Raw genomic sequence first — 15,775 nt, 5'->3', positions numbered from 1 at the left:
CCTGTATTGCGCCGAGATCATGAACCAGACCCCGCCACCGATGGATGCCGCCAGCCTGGCTGAAGCTTTTCAGACCTTTGCGCGTGCCTCCGACGAGCTGACCCAGGCCTACAACGGCCTGCAGGGGCAGGTGAGTGCGCTGACCGAGCGCCTGACTTTCCTGATGGCGGCGCTGCCGGCCGGAGTGGTCTTGCTGGACGCGAATGGCGCGGTCGAGCAATTGAATCGCGCGGCCATCGGCATGCTCGGCGCGGTGCCGGCTGGCACGCCCTGGTCCTTCATGCTGAAGCGTTTTGAATCGACCGATACTCCGGGTGAAGTCTTCCTGCCGCAGGATGGAGACGCGATGCGCGTGGCTGTGTCGGAAACGCCGGCTGATACGCGCGGCGGGCGCATCGTGCTGCTGCATGACGTGACCGAAGCATGGACCCTGCGCACCCAAACCGCACGTAACGAGCGTCTGGCGGCGATGGGTGAAATGGTGGCGAGTCTTGCGCACCAGTTGCGCACGCCATTGGCCGCTGCGCTGCTTTACACCGGCCACATGGCCAGCACCGAAATGGATCCCACAGCACGTAGCAAGGTCGCGGATCGCGCGCTGGAACGCCTGCGCCACCTTGAAAAACTGATTCAGGACATGCTCATCTTTGCGCGCGGCGAAGCCCTCGGGCGCGAATCTTTCGGCGTCTGCGATCTGGTGGCCGAACTGGCCCATACCATCGAACCGGTGGCGCAGCGGCGCGGAGTGGCCTTCTCGGCCGATTGCACGGCCGGTGCGCGTTTGCTCTTTGGCAATCGCAAGGAGATTGCCGGAGCGCTGCTCAATTTGCTCGAAAACGCCTTGCAGGTGCTGGGCGACAGCGGTTCGGTTGAGCTCACTGCGCGCGAGGAAGGCGGCAATGCGGTGTTTGTGGTGCAGGACAGTGGCCGCGGCATTCCGCTGGAACTCCAGGCGCGCCTGTTCGAGCCCTTTTACACCACTCGCGCCGATGGCACCGGCCTCGGCCTGGCGATTGCGCGCGGCGTGGCGCGTGCCCATGGTGGCGAAATAAGCCTCAAATCGGCACCGGGCGAAGGCACTGAATTTTCTTTTGTTCTACCTCTGGCCAATGCCGGAGAGATCGATAAAACCGGAGCAAACCCATGATTGAAACGCTCAGCATTCTGGTTGTTGACGACGATGAAAGTCTGCGTGACGCCATCAGCATGATTCTCGAATCCGCCGGTCATCGCGTGGTGCTCGCGGCCAGCGGGCCGGAGGCGCTGGCCGCGCTGGAGAAGCAGCGCTTCAACCTGGTCATCAGCGATCTGCGCATGGATCCGATGGATGGTCTGGAGTTGCTCGCCAATATCCGCGGGGCCAATCCGAAGTTGCCAGTATTGCTGATGACCGCCTTTGGTGACGTCGACAAGGCGGTTGCGGCGATGCGTGGCGGCGCCTGCGAATTCCTCATGAAGCCTTTCGAGTCGACCGTGCTGATCGAGAAAGTGCGCCGCTACGCGACGGTAACGCCCAGCCAGGAAGACATGGTGGCCGAAGATCCGCGTACCCGCAGCGTGCTGGCGATGGCCGCGCGCGTGGCCGAAACCGACGCATCAGTCTTGCTGACCGGCGAGTCTGGCACCGGCAAGGAAGTCTTCGCGCGCTATATCCATCAGCACTCGCGGCGCAAGACCGGTCCTTTCGTGGCCATCAACTGCGCGGCGATTCCAGAAAACCTGCTCGAAGCCACGCTCTTCGGTTACGAGAAGGGCAGTTTTACCGGCGCAGTGACGGCACAGGCCGGCAAGTTCGAACAGGCGCAGGGCGGCACGATCCTGCTCGACGAAATCTCGGAAATGCCCATGGGCCTGCAGGCCAAGCTGCTGCGTGTGTTGCAGGAACGCGAGGTTGAGCGCGTGGGCGGCAAAAAACCGATCGCGCTGGATATTCGTGTGCTCTCCACCAGCAATCGCGACATGTTGCGCGAAGTGCAGGCTGGCCGCTTCCGCGAGGATCTGTACTATCGCCTCAACGTATTCCCCGTCGAGATCCCCGGCCTGCGCGAGCGCCCGGCCGACATCCTGCCGCTGGCGCGGCATTTCATCACCCGCCACGGCGAGCGCATCGGCAAAACGGCAAAAATTGCCGGCAATGCAGCGGAAATTCTTGCCGCCTGGCGCTGGCCCGGCAATGTGCGCGAGCTGGAAAACACGGTTCAGCGCGCGTTGATCCTCGCCAGTGGCGACACCATCGTCGCCGACGACGTGAAGCTGTGCCTGCCCGGCTGGGATGGCAGTCTGCCCCCTGCAAGCATCCAGAACTACGTTCAGAATGCCCAGCAGAACAGCCCGCAGAGCGGCTACCAGCAAGTCTCTTCAGGCATGCCCTTGCAGATGCCCGTCAGTGGCGGCTCTTCAGGCATTGCTGAGGCGGTGCCGACCAACATGAAAGATCTGGAAAAACAGCACATTCTCGACGTGCTGCGTGCCGTGGGCGGCTCGCGCAAGAAGGCCGTCGAAAAACTCGGCATCTCGGAACGTACCTTGCGTTACAAGTTGCAGCAGTATCGCGACGAAGGCTGGGTTGAACCCTGATCGCGTCAGTTCAAGGAGTCTGCTAAATTGAAAGCCGAAAGGGAATTGAGCGACCACTTTTACAATTGGGCACAGAAACTGCTTTTATTCCCGTACTGAAACGGAGCTTGTCATGGACACTCGCGCGATTGAACAGATGCTTGGCCAGATGCGTGTAGCAACCGATGTTGCTGCCAGCAAGAGCACGGCCACCTCTGCCGCAGGCGGCGCGGACTTTTCATCGGCCTTGCAGAGCGCTATGGCACAGGTCAGTCAGGCACAGGAATCCGCCCAGCAAATGGCTCAGGATTTTTCCGCCGGCAATTCGGAAGTGAATCTGCAGGACGTGATGGTCAATCTGCAAAAAGCCAATCTGTCATTCCAGCAGATGGTGCAGGTGCGCAACAAGCTGGTGTCGGCCTATCAGGACATCATGAATATGCAGGTTTAAGGTTGTTCTAAGAGGTGTTGAGTGTGGTGTTAAGTTGTTGATGTTTTGAGATTTGTTGTTGTTTGTTGTTCTGGGTTGTACTAGGTGTTCCAAGATGATTGTGTGTATGATTGTGTGTATGATTGTGTGTAGTTTGATGCGGATACACACCCCATGCAATGCACTTTCTCCATCCTTTCGGCGGTCGCCGAACAGCACGGACTCTCGTCTGATAGCGTTCCACGCCAGCTAAGTGCAGCAAAGGTCAGGCATGCGAAACCAGGTGCTGCACCTGTTCAGCTTGCGGATGGTGGTGGGCTCCTCCTTTACATCTCTCCTGGCGGAGTGCGGTCTTGGCGTTACCGATATCGGCTAGGCTCGAAACAACAGATACTTACGATAGGTTCCTTCCCGGAAATTAGTCTTGAGCAGGCGCGCATTGCGCATCGAGCTGCGCGATGGCTGGTTGAGCGGGGAACCCACCCTCTGTCTTTTGTCGAGCAAGAGTCCGACGCAAGGCAGGCTGAGCAAGATGCGGCCAAACTTCATACCTTCAGGGCATTGAGTGAAGAGTGGCAGCAGGCAACTAGCTTGGGCTTGTCAGCAAGAACGTCCAAGCATCGTCAACAGATGCTCGATGCCCACGTGATTCCCACGCTGGGAGATCTACCAATTGCAGAGATTACGCGTAAGGAACTACGCGAACTGCTACTGGGACTGGACAAGACGGTTCCTGTTACAGCGAAGCATTGCCGACAGTACATCAAGCAGATCTTTGACTGGGCATTGGATGCTGAGCTGATCCAGGGTAATCCAACGCCCAAGGCGACCTCCTTGCCCAATCAGTCGACACGCAAGGTCGTGCCACGTAAAGCCTTGCCTTTGTCTCAGTTAGGTGCCTTTTTGTTGCAAATCGATGAGGCGCCCGCAAGCGATCCGCTTACCAAGGCTGCGCTGTGGCTGCTCATTCTGACTTGGAGCAGAACCGCCGAGGTGGTCGGAGCGCGCTGGGAAGAGTTCGACCTAGAGCAGGGGGTCTGGGAGGTGCCAGCCGAACGCATGAAGTCTGGAGAAAAGCACTCCGTCTATCTGAGCAGGCAGGTTGTGGAGCGACTGCAGTTTCTTCAACAGATATCACATGGCCAGTATCTCTTTCCTAACCGCCGTAAGCCTAAAGATCACATGAGCAGGATGACTTTATCTGCATGGCGCAAACGCTGGGGGTTTGATGGGGTAATGGAAATTCATGGCTTACGTGCTGTCGCCTCGACCTGGGCGAATGAAGCTGGGCCCTTTCGGCCTGACGTGATCGAGGCTGCGCTCGCCCATAAGGAAGGGGATCGTGTCCGGGCAGCTTATAACCGAGCGGATTTTGCAAAAGAGCGTAAGCGTATGCTGCAGGCTTGGGCGGATGAGTGCAGCAAGCTATTGGCTGAAGTGAAGGCCAAGAAGAAAGATCTAGCCGCGTCTGATGTGCAAAAAGCCTCCAGGGCCGAAGCGTTCAATGCTTTTGTCTCCAAAATAAAAGCATAGAGGCTGCTTCGTTACCGTTGGTAACTGAGCCTATGGCGGAAATTTTAGCTCTGAAAACTGCCGTCCTTTGAGCACAGCTTGACGCTCAATTTCGGCTGCGGACTTTATCCACTCTTGCCGTTCTAAGAAGAGAAGAAAGGCCCGTGTGCTGACCTTGCGGCAATTGTCTGGCAGCAAGAAGCTTGCTCGCGCGATCTTGTGGTCTTCGAAGAGAAACACGCCTGTGCTGTTCTGTGAGCTGATAGCCAGGGTATTCATGGTCTCTTGGATTGCAAGCTCTCCAAGGTTCGACTTCCGGGACAAAGTTCCTGCACTGAGCGCCTGCTTGTAATGCTCGAAGGTCTTGGTTGGCAGGATCTCAAGTTGATGCTGAGATGCCCAAGATTTGATTGCCTGGCTGGTTGGCGTCTGGTTCCTGGTGACCTCATGCAAAACCATGTCGACAAGTTTGACCTGCCAGCCCGGCTTGAAAAGAAGATCCAGCGCCCCTGCGTAAGCGAGCGTGATCAGTGGTCCTGCGTCGGCCAGCAGCAGTGTGTTGGGGCGCTGGATCACGATACAAGCTTGCTCAAGCTATCAGCCATTTCCTCTGTGGATGCTGCCGACAAGCGTGGCATCGGAAGACGTGCCTGTGCCATCAGAAGGAAAAGATCTTCCTCGCTATCGACGCCAAGCGTCGACATCGTAGTCAGATCATCGATTTTGCCAAGGGAGAAGTTTAGTAGGGCTGTGAAATTCTGGTTGTGGGATCTCTCGGCGGACTCGTAAGTCTCGACGAGATAGCGCAACTCGGCATTGAAGAGAGCGTTGACCGATGTCTCAGTCTTGGCTGCAATGACCTTGGCGCGCTTGAGTAGATCGCGGTCAACTGATCCGGTGAAATTGACTGTTGATGCCATGATGTATAACTCCCGTGTGTTTGCACATAAATAAGTGTAGCACGTAAATGTGTGATTGTATTTTCTGCAGCCTTTGTTCAGGATGTTTAAGGGAAGTTGCCTTATTCCGACGGAGAAAGCGTCCTCATCACACAATCAGTCGGTGGGCCCATCACCGATATGCGAAAGTGATGTGTAGGCGGTAGGAGCGGCTGTGAAGAGAAGTGGATGGACTTAAGAAAGCTGCGAACGTATCTATCGGGGATTTCCGCAGATCGGCCAAAGCCGTCACCTGACATCTCTCGCACGCTTGACCGCTTTATGCCGTTAAGCAGTCAATGATTTGCTCAATATTTAGTGAAAAATAGCGCCAGTCCAGCAAGCGCCACGGAGATCGGTCGAAGAGTACTAGGCATCAAGACTAAGTCCTTCTAAAAATCCCAGCGCCAGAAATCGACCGCTCCATTCGCGACGGTGTAATGAGCCTGTGGGCAGAAAGACTCATCTGCTCCAATGGCACATTGGTCTGAAACGCTTGGTCAGGCGGAAAGCTCAGCCAACCCCGGCCGCAGCGCCCGTACCGAAAACCGGAGCAATCAACTCTCCAAAGTTTTCTGGCGCGACGCTCTGGAACGACACGAAGCGGCCGAGGTAATGCGAGAAACCCTTCGCAAGCTCAGCGCCAGTAACGCCTGGCAATTGACCGACCCCGACGACGCCGCTCACGAAAGAATCGGTCAGCAGGCGCTCGACCGCCTCGGCGACATCCAGATGGGAAGTCCACGAAACCGGGTAGTCGGCTCTCAGGGGATAGCGAAGAATACCAGTCGGTCGAAACCCCGCTGGGGCAAGTCCTTAACTCGACGCCCGGTTTCGATCGCTACGGCAATGCTTATGAGGCGAATCTTGGCGCGAGATGGGAGCTGGACGTGTTCGGTGGCTTGCGCCGGGGCCGCGAAGCCGGGCTGGCCGAGTACCGCGCCTCGGAAGCCGGTGCGATGGCTACTCGGCTGCGCGGCCGGACATCCGCAACGTGAATGGTGATTCGCCACTGCATCTGGCGCTGATGCTCAAGCGTGACGACATCGTGGCGCTGTTGCTGGCGGCGGGTGCTGATGTGAATGTGCCCAATGGCGAGGGCGAATCGCCAATTCTGGTGGCGGTGCGCTATGGCAACGCCAGTGGCTTCGCGGCCTTGCTGCCACGACGCCTGAATCTGGATCGGCGTGACGAGACGGAGCGCAGCCCCTTGTTCTGGGCGATCCTGGAAAACCACGAAGACATGGCGCTGGCGCTGATCCAGCGCGGTGCGCGCACGGATCAGTGCTCAGAAGGCTATACACCGCTGCAACTGGCACGGATTCAGGATCAGGCGCGAGTGGTGGCTTTGTTGGGAGGGGAGATTTGACCCACGCTATACTCCCTCCGGCGCTGTTTGAGAGGCTAGCCCCGTGATTCTGAGGAGGATGGGCGCTTGTCTGCGGCGAGTGACGGAGTGCAGTGTTGGATTGCATTAGCTGCCCAGACCGGGGTTGTTGTTGAGCGTTCAGTTTTCAGGCATTTCGCTTGAGTTCAGTCAGTGGGTGTTTGTCTGTTTCGAGCTCGGCAGGTGGCATCAAGTGTATATATTTAAATACTTGACGAAGTTGTGATTTTGCACCATAATGATTTTTCTCTGACGCGGGGTGGAGCAGTCTGGCAGCTCGTCGGGCTCATAACCCGAAGGTCACAGGTTCAAATCCTGTCCCCGCAACCCGATTTATGTAATTAAGCCAATCACTTAGCGGTGATTGGCTTTTTGCATTTCAGGGCCCTGTGCCTAATTTGTGCCTTGATCTGTGGCATCGGCCGTTACACGGGTTACCCACCGGGCCGCTCTCCTCTGGCATGTTTGAGTCTGCCGTCGGCGGCCCCGTGGATAACCCTGCCGCGCCACTGCATCGCTGCTGATGGTTCAGGGTCTTTGGTGAGACGATGATGCGCGTGCGATTACCTTGGCACGGCATTGAGTGAGAGCTTGTTTCTTTGTGTCGTCAACTAATTGTATTTGACGAATATGTGGAACATACTGTACCTATTATGCGCGACCTCTCTCACTCACAGCGAGTTCTGGAACTGGCCCATCAGAAGGGGACGCTGCGTGCTGCCGATCTGACGCCACAGGGATTGCCACGTGTCGTGCTGACGAGACTTGCCGCGAGCGGTCAGCTTGAGCGAGTAGGACGTGGCCTGTATCGCCTGCCGAATTCTGAAGTGTCTGAACACGACAGTCTTGTTCAGATTGCACGCAAGGTGCCTCAAGCGGTGATCTGTCTGCTGAGTGCACTGCAATTCCATGAGCTGACGACACAGCTGCCGCGTCAAGTGTGGATTGCCATGCCGCGTGGAAGTCATACCCCGAAAATTGACTATCCACCGGTGAAGATGCTGCAGTTTTCAGGTGCTGCATATTCGGAGGGGATTGAGGTCGTCGAGCGTGATCAGGTAAATCTGCGCGTCTACAGTGTCGCCAAAACCGTAGCGGACTGCTTCAAGCATCGCAACAAGATCGGCCTGGACGTGGCGCTGGAAGCTCTGCGGGAAGTGATTGCGAAGCGGAAAGCCAGCAATGACGAGATCTGGCAGTTCGCACAGGTGTGCCGGGTGAGTAATGTGATGCGACCCTACCTGGAGGCGCTGGAATGAACGCAAACCTCGCCGCCTCGGTACGTGCGCGCCTGCTCAATCTGGCCAAGGCTGAAGGATCCGACTTCAATCAAGTCTTGCGTTTCTGTCGACTGGAAGCCCGTCTGAGCCGGGCTCAGCGCCTATTGGAAAAGCACGGTTACGGCATCAGTCCGCCGAAACAGGCTTAGTTTCAAAGTCATCCGCCGAAAGGCCATGCATCCATTGTTTCCAGTTCTGTGCCAGACGTTTTTTCAGGGCATTCTGTTTGCGTTTCAAGCCGGACGTCTGGCACGCAGGAAAGCGGAAATCCGGATCCAGCGAGCCCAGCGGCAAGTCCGATTGTGTGCGGCGCAGTTGTTCGAAGATCGCCAGCCCGTCGGGCCAGGGCCCAAACCCTGACTCTGAATTGATATGCCCGGCATTGCCAATGCTGATCAGGCGGGACCCCCACAGATCTGCCCAGTAAGCGGCGGCCGTCAGGCGCATCCAGGGATCCGTGCTGGATGCCACCACCACGCTCGGGAAACCCAGGCGCTGCGTGGGCAGCATGTCGGTAACTTCGAATTTTTCGGGATCTGCCGGTGCGACAAACATCACGCCTGCGATCTTGTCGCGATAATCGCTTGCTGCATGGGCGGCCGCGAGGCAGCCAAAGCTGTGGGCAATGATCCAGACATGGCCTTTGGCGCGATCCAGTTCGTGGCGAACAGCACCGGCCCAGCGTGGCAGGTAAGGGTCTGACCAGTCGCTTTGCTCGACGCGCAAGGTATTTGGCAGCTTTTGCTCAAACCAGCTCTGCCAGTGAGATGGCCCACTGCCATTCAGGCCGGGAACGATCAGGATTTTTGACATTGGAGGGGGCTCCTACAAGGGGAAAAGGGCTGCGAGAACCGCAGTTCGCGCAGCCCTTTCGGCTTGTTTTTATAAGACGAAATACTGCATTAGCGCACGCTGATCTGGTCGAACACGCCGCCATCGGCAAAGTGAGTCTTCTGAGCCTTTTGCCAGCCGCCGAAAACTTCGTCAATGGTCACCAACTTTACCTTGGTGAATTGTTTTTCATACTTCTTGGCAATAGTCGGATCGATCGGGCGGTAGTAATTCTGGGCCGCGATTTCTTGGCCAACGGGGGAGTAGAGATACTTCAGATAGGCTTCGGCCACCTTGCGGGTGCCACGGCGATCGACAACCTTGTCTACCACAGTGACTGGCGGTTCGGCCAGGATGGAGAGCGAGGGTACGACGATGTCGAACTTGTCCGGACCGAGCTCCTTCACTGCGAGATAGGCTTCGTTTTCCCAGGCCAGCAGCACATCACCGATGCCGCGTTCGACGAAGGTGGTGGTGGCACCGCGGGCGCCGGAATCGAGCACCTTCACATTGATGAAGATGTTCTTCACGAAATCCTTGGCCTTGGCATCATTGCCGCCCGGCTGCGCCAGTGCGTAAGCCCAGGCAGCGAGGTAGTTCCAGCGCGCACCACCCGAGGTCTTGGGGTTCGGCGTGATGATCTCGACGCCCTTGCGGGTCAGGTCATTCCAGTCCTTGATGGCTTTTGGGTTGCCCTTGCGAACCAGGAAAACGATGGTCGAAGTGTAGGGCGAAGCATTGTGGGGAAGGCGCTTTTGCCAGTCGGCCGGAACTGTCTTGGCAATGGATGAAATCTCGTCAATGTCATACGCCAGAGCCAAGGTGGTGACGTCGGCTTCCAAGCCATCAATCACGGCACGCGCTTGCTTGCCCGAGCCTCCGTGGGATTGCTTGATGATGACTGTTTCGCCGGTCTTGGCTTTCCAGTCAGCGGCAAAGGCTTTGTTGAAATCTTCGTACAGTTCGCGGGTCGGGTCGTAGGAGACATTCAGCAAAGTGACGTCCGCCAGGGCCTGGCCAGCACTGAGCAGACCGATCAAGGCGGCGGCAAGCAGCTTGTTGCGTGGGGAGAACTTCATTAGTGCGTCCTTTCGTTGTTGAGTGATGCAATCAGGACACTTTAAGAAAGTCGGCTTATCAAGAGAACGAATAAAAAAGCAATTGCTAATAACAAAATCAAAGCATAAGCATCTGACTGATCCGCCTTTAGTTGCTTTTAGATAAACATAGTGACCGACTATGAATGTCTAGTGATTGGTTCAATCGTTGGTGCGTCTTCAATAAATATAGAAGAACCGGTTGTGCTGCCTCACGAGATTAGCCGATGCATATCGTGATCTGGTTCCGTTGATGGATGGCTGATTGACTCAGTCAAGACATGTCCATGGACATGTCATTGGAGGAGTGGTCTTTGTTACCCAGCTTGGGCCGTGGCGTCTCGTGGGAATTTGTTACTGGTTTCGGTAGTGAAGTGGGGATGTCCTCTGTTTGAGGACTTGGAAGGGGTTGTTCAATAGGCACCTGCGGGTGTTTGAGCTTGGCCTCAAGGTAGCGCTGATGAATTTCCTCTTCCTTTGAGCTGACCTGCATTTCTCACCTCTTGGGCCGCCTTCCTACCGGGGTGCAAACATTCGAATCGTTCTCTTGCGTGAGCTACACAGTAGAAGTGGATATGAGGGTTTTCTTCATCGGTATGTTCAATGACGGAGACGAGTCGATCTCCAAAGAAGTCGATCAGCCACTTGAGTGTGGCTTGTCTGAACGCTGGCCAGTCTTCGATTCGCTGTTGCTCAAGACTGATTACGCCTGCAAGCAGGCACAGCCCATCTCGACGAAGGCGGCGTCCTCGACTATCAAAGGCGTGCTCCGCCCATGCTGAAGCCTTCTCGGCAGCCTTGCTCGGCATGAATCCATACAGCAGGCTTGGGGGCCTGGGCTTGGTTACGTGTAGGCAGGCGCTTGGATGACGCTCCGCTTCTGCCACGATGCTGTCGAGGTTGTGACCACCTTTTTTGGTTGAGCCCGCTACACGCGCATAGACTTCCAAGTGAATGAACTGACAGGAGCTCATGACGTGTTTACCTCCATGGAGATGAGTAAGCAGGCACAAGCATATTGATCACATATGCATGTGCGCCAGTGTTTGGAGTTGCTGATGTTTTGCTTGGAGGCGCGGAGGATGAGGCTTTATCGCAGTAAAGCTCGCGCTTGATTCTGATAACCAAAGCGGAAAGCTATCGCTTTGCATCGTGGCTACCGTAGTCCCGTGATTCTGAGGAGGATGGGCGTCGAATAACGCGCAAATCCTGTCCCCGCAACCCAATATGTAAGTAGAAAGCCCGGTCGAAAGACTGGGCTTTTTGCTATGTGCTTCAGGCACTTGGATCGAAATAAAGCCAATCACTTTGCGGTGATTGGCTTTTTGTATTTCTGGCCCGAAAACGCGCTATGAGGCGCAGCCTCAAGACTTGGCCAGTTTGTACTCCACCGCGTCCACCAGCGCGCGCCAGGATGCGTCGATCACGTCAGTCGATACGCCGATGGTGGTCCATGAGCTTTCACTGTCGGTGGATTCGATCAGTACGCGCACCTTGGCTGCAGAGGCTTGGCTGGAGTCGAGGACACGCACCTTGTAGTCGGTGAGCTTCACTTTGCGTAGCTCAGGGTAGAAACGATCAAGAGCCTTGCGCAACGCCTTGTCCAGTGCGTTGACCGGCCCGTCGCCGTCGGCAGCGGTGATTTCGTCTTCGCCATTGACGTGGATCTTGAGCATAGCTGACGAGTTGATCCCGTTGCCGCTGGGCTCGGTCACCACGACTTTGAATTCGCGCAGCTCGAAGGATGGCGTGAACTTGCCCAGCATCTTGCGCACCAAGAGCTCGAAGCTCGACTCCGCGCTTTCGAACTGGTAGCCCTCGTGTTCGAGTTCTTTCAGGCGTTCGATGATGGTTTTAGTCTCGGGCGAATCCTTGGTGAGCGTCGGGTCGATCTCGTTGATCTTGCCGAGGATGGTGGCGCGCCCGGCGACTTCGCTCATCAGGATCTTGCGCGCATTGCCCACGGTGTCCGGGGTGATGTGTTCGTAGCTGATCGGATTTTTGTGTACTGCATCGACGTGCATGCCGCCCTTGTGCGCGAATGCATCGCCGCCGACGTAGGCGGCCTTGTCGTTGTGTTCCATGTTGGCGACTTCGGAGACGAAGCGCGCCAGCGTGGTCAGGGTCTGCATGTTGGCGGGGGGGATGACCTCGCAGCCAAGTTTCAACTGCAGGTTCGGGATGATCGCGCATAGATTGGCGTTGCCGCAGCGCTCGCCTATGCCGTTGATGGTGCCTTGTACATGAGTCGCACCCGCCTGCACCGCGCGCACGGAATTGGCCACGGCCAGTTCACAGTCATTGTGGCAGTGGATGCCGACCGACACGCCGGGGAAGCGTGCGACGACCGTCTGGGTGATTGCGAAGATCTCGTCCGGGAAGCTGCCGCCGTTGGTGTCGCACAGGGCGAGGTTGTCCGCGCCACCCTCTACCGCTGCGGCCAGCGCCTGCAGGGCGTAATCCGGGTTGGCCTTGTAGCCGTCGAAGAAATGTTCAGCGTCGAAGATAACTTCCTTGCCCTGAGCCTTCAGGAAGGCGATGGTCTCGCGGATCATGCGCAGGTTCTCATCCAGCGTGGTGCGCAGGATGGCGGTGACGTGGTAATCCCATGTCTTGCCGAAGATCGCCACCGCTGGCGTGTTGGCGCCGAGCAGGGACGCGAGCTGGCCGTCCTCGGCCGGATTGGCGCCGACCTTGCAGGTGCTGCCGAAGGCGGTGATCTTTGCGTGTTGCAGGTTCAGCTCGCCCAGACGGCGGAAGAACTCCAGATCTTTCGGGTTCGAGCCGGGATTGCCGGCTTCAATATAGGCAATGCCCAGCTCGTCGAGCTTGCGCACGATCCTGAGCTTGTCTTCCACCGAAAAGGAAACTCCTTGCGCTTGAGAACCGTCGCGCAGGGTGGTGTCGTAGGCAAAAACCTTGGTATTCATGATCGTATGTCGAGAGTCTGAAGGGCTTCGCCAGCCGTGCCAGCGAACCTCGGAAACTACCATAAAAGGCCGCTTTTTCGAAGGCTGGCGGGGCTATGAGGTTTATAGAGCGCAAGGCTGAGGGCTTTTTGAACGCCAATCCGGGGACTGCGTGCCGGGCAGGCAGTGGAGAAATGAATGCTGCGGGCGAGTGCGTTAAACTCGCCTCATGCCAAACGCGTTGTCGCCTCCGCCCGAAAATCCTGAATGCCGTGCCCGGCGCGAAACCCGCCTGGTGTTGGGGGTGTGCGCACTCACCTCCTTGCTGTTGCATCTGATGCTTGTTTGGTTGTGGCCTGGCTATGGTGGTACGGAGACGAGGACGGCCCGGTTGCGGGCCACAATCAGTTCCATACCTGCCACGCCGCTGCCGGTGATGAGTCAGGCTCCGCTTGCTCAGCAAGCTGCTGCGCCGCAAGATTCCGTAGAGAATTCTGCCCGGAGAGCCGCTCCGGTCAAGGCTCCTGGCGAGGCCATGCCAGAGAGCCCCGCGCAGAAAGTCTCTGCGGATAGGCTATCTGAAGACTCAGGCGGGGGGCGGCTCTCCGAGTATGTTCCGGTGGAATTGCTGAGCACGAAGCCGCGTTTTCTGGCGGATTTGAGTGAATACATTCCCGCTTCGCTGGAGGCAAGCGAATCCGGTCGGATCGTCGTGCAGGTGCTGATCGGGCTGGATGGCGAGGTGGATGGCGTGGTGATCGAGCATTCGGAGCTCACACCTCGCGGCACGCGCCGTTTCATCCAGCGCCTGGATGCCCTGAAGCTTCATCCCGGCTTGCGTGATGGCTTGCCGGTGAAGGCGCGCTGGCGCATGGAATTCAATTTTTCCCCGCAAACTGATTGATCCTTGCAAAGACTGACATGAAACTTTTCATTGTTCTGTTTGCGTTGTGCTCCGTACTGAGTGGCTGCGCGACATTTGATCCGCACGGAGTGATTTCGCGTCGCGTTGGCAACGCTGCCCCGGCCAGCGGCAAGCTGGATGCGGCAGCGCGTGCCGAGGCTTTCGATTTCGTGTGGACCACCATCAACACGGGCTATCTCGATCCCGCCTTCAAAGGCGTGGACTGGAAGGCTGTGGGCGAGCGTTATCGCCCCTTGGCGCTGGACGCAGCTGATGATGGCGCATTCTGGAAACAGCTTGATCACATGACGGGCGAACTGCGCGACGCCCACACCCGTGTTGAATCTCCGCAGCGTTATGCGGAAATCCGGGCGCAGGCCGGCATCAGTCTGAGCGTGCTGCTCGTGGAACTGGATGGGCTGTTGCTCGTCGAGCGTGTGGGATCGGGCTCGGAGGCCTGGCTTGCCGGTTTGCGCCCCGGCGCCCGCGTGCTGCGCATCGCCGACGAGCCGGCGCTGGGCTGGTGGCGGCGCACCGTGAATGCGGCCCGTGAAGGCTCGACGCCGCTAAGTCGCCAGCGCTATGCCAATGGCGCGCTCAATACGGGCAAGGCGGGTGAGGCCGTGGCGATTGAGTTCGAGCGCCCTGATGGCAGCCGCGTCGCCACGAAGATTGCGCGCAACAAGGTTTCCGGTAAGCCCGGAGTGCTCGCCCTCAAGCTTTCATCCGGGCTGGGCTATTTGCGCTTTTCTTCTTTTGACGAATCCATTCGCAGCGAGACACTCAAGGCGCTGGAAGGTTTGCGTGATACGCAAGGCATCGTCCTTGATCTGCGCGACAACGGCGGTGGCTCCACCTTTTTCGCGCGTGCTTTTGCCGAGCAGTTCGTCACCGGCAAGCATGAAGTTGCCCGCATCAATACGCGCAGTGGCAAACCCGTCACATTGTTTTTCGGCATGCTTGATCTGATCAAGCCTGAATTCATCCTCGATGGGCCCGAGAAACCACTGAATCAGCCGTTGGTGATCCTGATGAACTCCGCCAGTTCCAGTGCCAGCGAACTGACCGCCACCGCCCTGCAAAGCCTGGGCCGTGCCCACATCATCGGCGACACCTCCTGCGGCTGCCTGCTCGGCTATCTGGGTTACGCCAAGGTGCCGGGTGGCGGTGCGCTGGCATATAGCGAAATTGGCTTCACCTTCAGCGACGGTCGCCGCATCGAAGGAATTGGCCTGATGCCCGATGAGGCGGTGCGACCGAGTGCAGCCGATCTGGCCAGTGGCCGTGATACGCAATTCGAGGCCGCGGTGGCGTGGTTGAGTCGTGAAAAATGAAACGCCAGCAAGCGCCTGCGCGGAAGTTGTGGAGGCCATGAAAGCAAAAGGCCCGCTTCTTTCGAAACGGGCCTGAGTGCTTGATTCTTTGGCGGAGAGGGTGGGGAATCTGGCTTTACGCCGATAACCCCATGATTCTTGGCCGTTTTTAAGCTTTCTACACACCTAATATTGGCGCGTTGTGTAGAAGCCCGATCCATTCAGTCTATTCGAAAATCTCGCTCTGTGCCAGCGTTTTACACCGTATGTTTGGTCCCACATCCCGCGCTATGACTACCGAGTAACGAGCATCTAATAACGGTTCGTTTGGACGTTTACGCAGGCTGACATCGGCATCAGAACTGGGCTATTGCTGCCCCCGCAAACCTAGGGGCAGGTATTCGGCCCATTCCGCTCGTTCACGTGCGAGCTGGTCTAAGTCTGCAATGTGCCGCTTACCCTCCGCTCAGCCCAAAATCGGATTGAACAACCGCTTCCCGGTCTGACGAACTCACACTCCCGACCCTTTGCGGTCATTGAGCCCATACCATTCCACACAACTCATAACGCATAAATCGCCTTCAGCTTCTCAGCCCCTCTGGCGAAGCTGCTGACTCG

16 protein-coding genes and 1 tRNA gene are annotated in these 15,775 nt (G+C 57.3%); 10 read left to right on the top strand and 7 right to left on the bottom strand.

Annotated features, from left to right (window positions below; genetic code table 11):
- Window positions 1–19: 19 nt before the first annotated feature.
- From ABXR19_RS13365 to ABXR19_RS13350, 4 genes are all read left to right on the top strand, one after another.
- The gene (locus tag ABXR19_RS13365) at window positions 20–1,147 is read left to right on the top strand and encodes a sensor histidine kinase (RefSeq protein ID WP_354601708.1); all 1,128 of its coding nucleotides are present in this window, start codon (window positions 20–22) and stop codon (window positions 1,145–1,147) included.
- Entirely contained in the window at window positions 1,144–2,577 is a 1,434-nt protein-coding gene (locus ABXR19_RS13360) for a sigma-54-dependent transcriptional regulator (protein ID WP_354601639.1), read from the top strand. The genes ABXR19_RS13365 and ABXR19_RS13360 overlap by 4 nt, the downstream gene beginning before the upstream one ends.
- A 112-nt stretch (window positions 2,578–2,689) precedes the next feature.
- Complete coding sequence (fliE, locus tag ABXR19_RS13355; RefSeq protein WP_354601638.1) at window positions 2,690–3,007, top strand: flagellar hook-basal body complex protein FliE; 318 nt, start codon at window positions 2,690–2,692, stop codon at window positions 3,005–3,007.
- 153 nt (window positions 3,008–3,160) lie between these two features.
- On the top strand, window positions 3,161–4,519 hold the full coding sequence (locus ABXR19_RS13350; RefSeq protein WP_354601637.1) for a tyrosine-type recombinase/integrase: 1,359 nt from the start codon (window positions 3,161–3,163) through the stop codon (window positions 4,517–4,519).
- A gap of 30 nt (window positions 4,520–4,549) precedes the next feature.
- Here the strand turns inward: ABXR19_RS13350 and ABXR19_RS13345 are convergent, their stop codons facing one another.
- From ABXR19_RS13345 to ABXR19_RS13335, 3 genes are all read right to left on the bottom strand, one after another.
- Window positions 4,550–5,074, bottom strand: coding sequence for a hypothetical protein (locus tag ABXR19_RS13345; protein ID WP_354601636.1), 525 nt, complete (start codon window positions 5,072–5,074; stop codon window positions 4,550–4,552).
- The gene (locus ABXR19_RS13340) at window positions 5,071–5,418 is read right to left on the bottom strand and encodes a hypothetical protein (RefSeq protein WP_354601635.1); all 348 of its coding nucleotides are present in this window, start codon (window positions 5,416–5,418) and stop codon (window positions 5,071–5,073) included. The genes ABXR19_RS13345 and ABXR19_RS13340 overlap by 4 nt, the downstream gene beginning before the upstream one ends.
- Before the next feature lie 531 nt (window positions 5,419–5,949).
- Window positions 5,950–6,123: a hypothetical protein gene (locus tag ABXR19_RS13335; RefSeq protein WP_354601634.1), complete on the bottom strand. Its 174-nt coding sequence runs from the start codon at window positions 6,121–6,123 to the stop codon at window positions 5,950–5,952.
- Between the two features lie 190 nt (window positions 6,124–6,313).
- Between ABXR19_RS13335 and ABXR19_RS13330 the strand changes: the two genes are divergently transcribed.
- The 4 genes from ABXR19_RS13330 (at window position 6,314) to ABXR19_RS13315 (ending at window position 8,252) form a co-directional block, all read left to right on the top strand.
- Window positions 6,314–6,805 (top strand): ankyrin repeat domain-containing protein, encoded by a 492-nt coding sequence (locus ABXR19_RS13330; RefSeq protein ID WP_435594326.1) that lies wholly within the window; start codon window positions 6,314–6,316, stop codon window positions 6,803–6,805.
- Window positions 6,806–7,076: 271 nt separating this feature from the next.
- A tRNA-Met gene (locus tag ABXR19_RS13325) sits at window positions 7,077–7,150 on the top strand.
- Between the two features lie 305 nt (window positions 7,151–7,455).
- The gene (locus ABXR19_RS13320; RefSeq protein ID WP_354601632.1) at window positions 7,456–8,082 is read left to right on the top strand and encodes a type IV toxin-antitoxin system AbiEi family antitoxin domain-containing protein; all 627 of its coding nucleotides are present in this window, start codon (window positions 7,456–7,458) and stop codon (window positions 8,080–8,082) included.
- Window positions 8,079–8,252 (top strand): hypothetical protein, encoded by a 174-nt coding sequence (locus tag ABXR19_RS13315; protein WP_354601631.1) that lies wholly within the window; start codon window positions 8,079–8,081, stop codon window positions 8,250–8,252. The genes ABXR19_RS13320 and ABXR19_RS13315 overlap by 4 nt, the downstream gene beginning before the upstream one ends.
- Here the strand turns inward: ABXR19_RS13315 and ABXR19_RS13310 are convergent.
- From ABXR19_RS13310 to cimA, 4 genes are all read right to left on the bottom strand, one after another.
- Window positions 8,230–8,916, bottom strand: a complete 687-nt coding sequence (locus tag ABXR19_RS13310; protein ID WP_354601630.1) for an RBBP9/YdeN family alpha/beta hydrolase — start codon at window positions 8,914–8,916, stop codon at window positions 8,230–8,232. The genes ABXR19_RS13315 and ABXR19_RS13310 overlap by 23 nt on opposite strands.
- Before the next feature lie 89 nt (window positions 8,917–9,005).
- Window positions 9,006–10,013 (bottom strand): sulfate ABC transporter substrate-binding protein, encoded by a 1,008-nt coding sequence (locus tag ABXR19_RS13305; RefSeq protein ID WP_354601629.1) that lies wholly within the window; start codon window positions 10,011–10,013, stop codon window positions 9,006–9,008.
- Between the two features lie 464 nt (window positions 10,014–10,477).
- Entirely contained in the window at window positions 10,478–11,005 is a 528-nt protein-coding gene (locus tag ABXR19_RS13300; RefSeq protein ID WP_354601628.1) for a plasmid recombination protein, read from the bottom strand.
- Between the two features lie 390 nt (window positions 11,006–11,395).
- A complete protein-coding gene (gene cimA / locus ABXR19_RS13295; RefSeq protein ID WP_354601627.1) occupies window positions 11,396–12,961 on the bottom strand; it encodes a citramalate synthase in 1,566 nt (521 codons plus the stop codon).
- Between the two features lie 514 nt (window positions 12,962–13,475).
- On the opposite strand from cimA, the gene ABXR19_RS13290 reads away from it, so the two are divergent.
- Both ABXR19_RS13290 and ABXR19_RS13285 read left to right on the top strand, forming a co-directional pair.
- Window positions 13,476–13,844 carry an energy transducer TonB gene (locus ABXR19_RS13290; RefSeq protein ID WP_354601626.1) on the top strand — a complete coding sequence of 123 codons (369 nt, stop codon included), beginning with the start codon at window positions 13,476–13,478 and terminating at the stop codon, window positions 13,842–13,844.
- 17 nt (window positions 13,845–13,861) lie between these two features.
- Window positions 13,862–15,178, top strand: coding sequence for a S41 family peptidase (locus tag ABXR19_RS13285; protein ID WP_354601625.1), 1,317 nt, complete (start codon window positions 13,862–13,864; stop codon window positions 15,176–15,178).
- Window positions 15,179–15,775: the final 597 nt, after the last annotated feature.

This window comes from Uliginosibacterium flavum, from assembly GCF_040566545.1.
Classification (GTDB): Bacteria; Pseudomonadota; Gammaproteobacteria; order Burkholderiales; family Rhodocyclaceae; genus Uliginosibacterium; species Uliginosibacterium flavum.
This window is presented reverse-complemented; position numbering and strand designations above follow the sequence as displayed.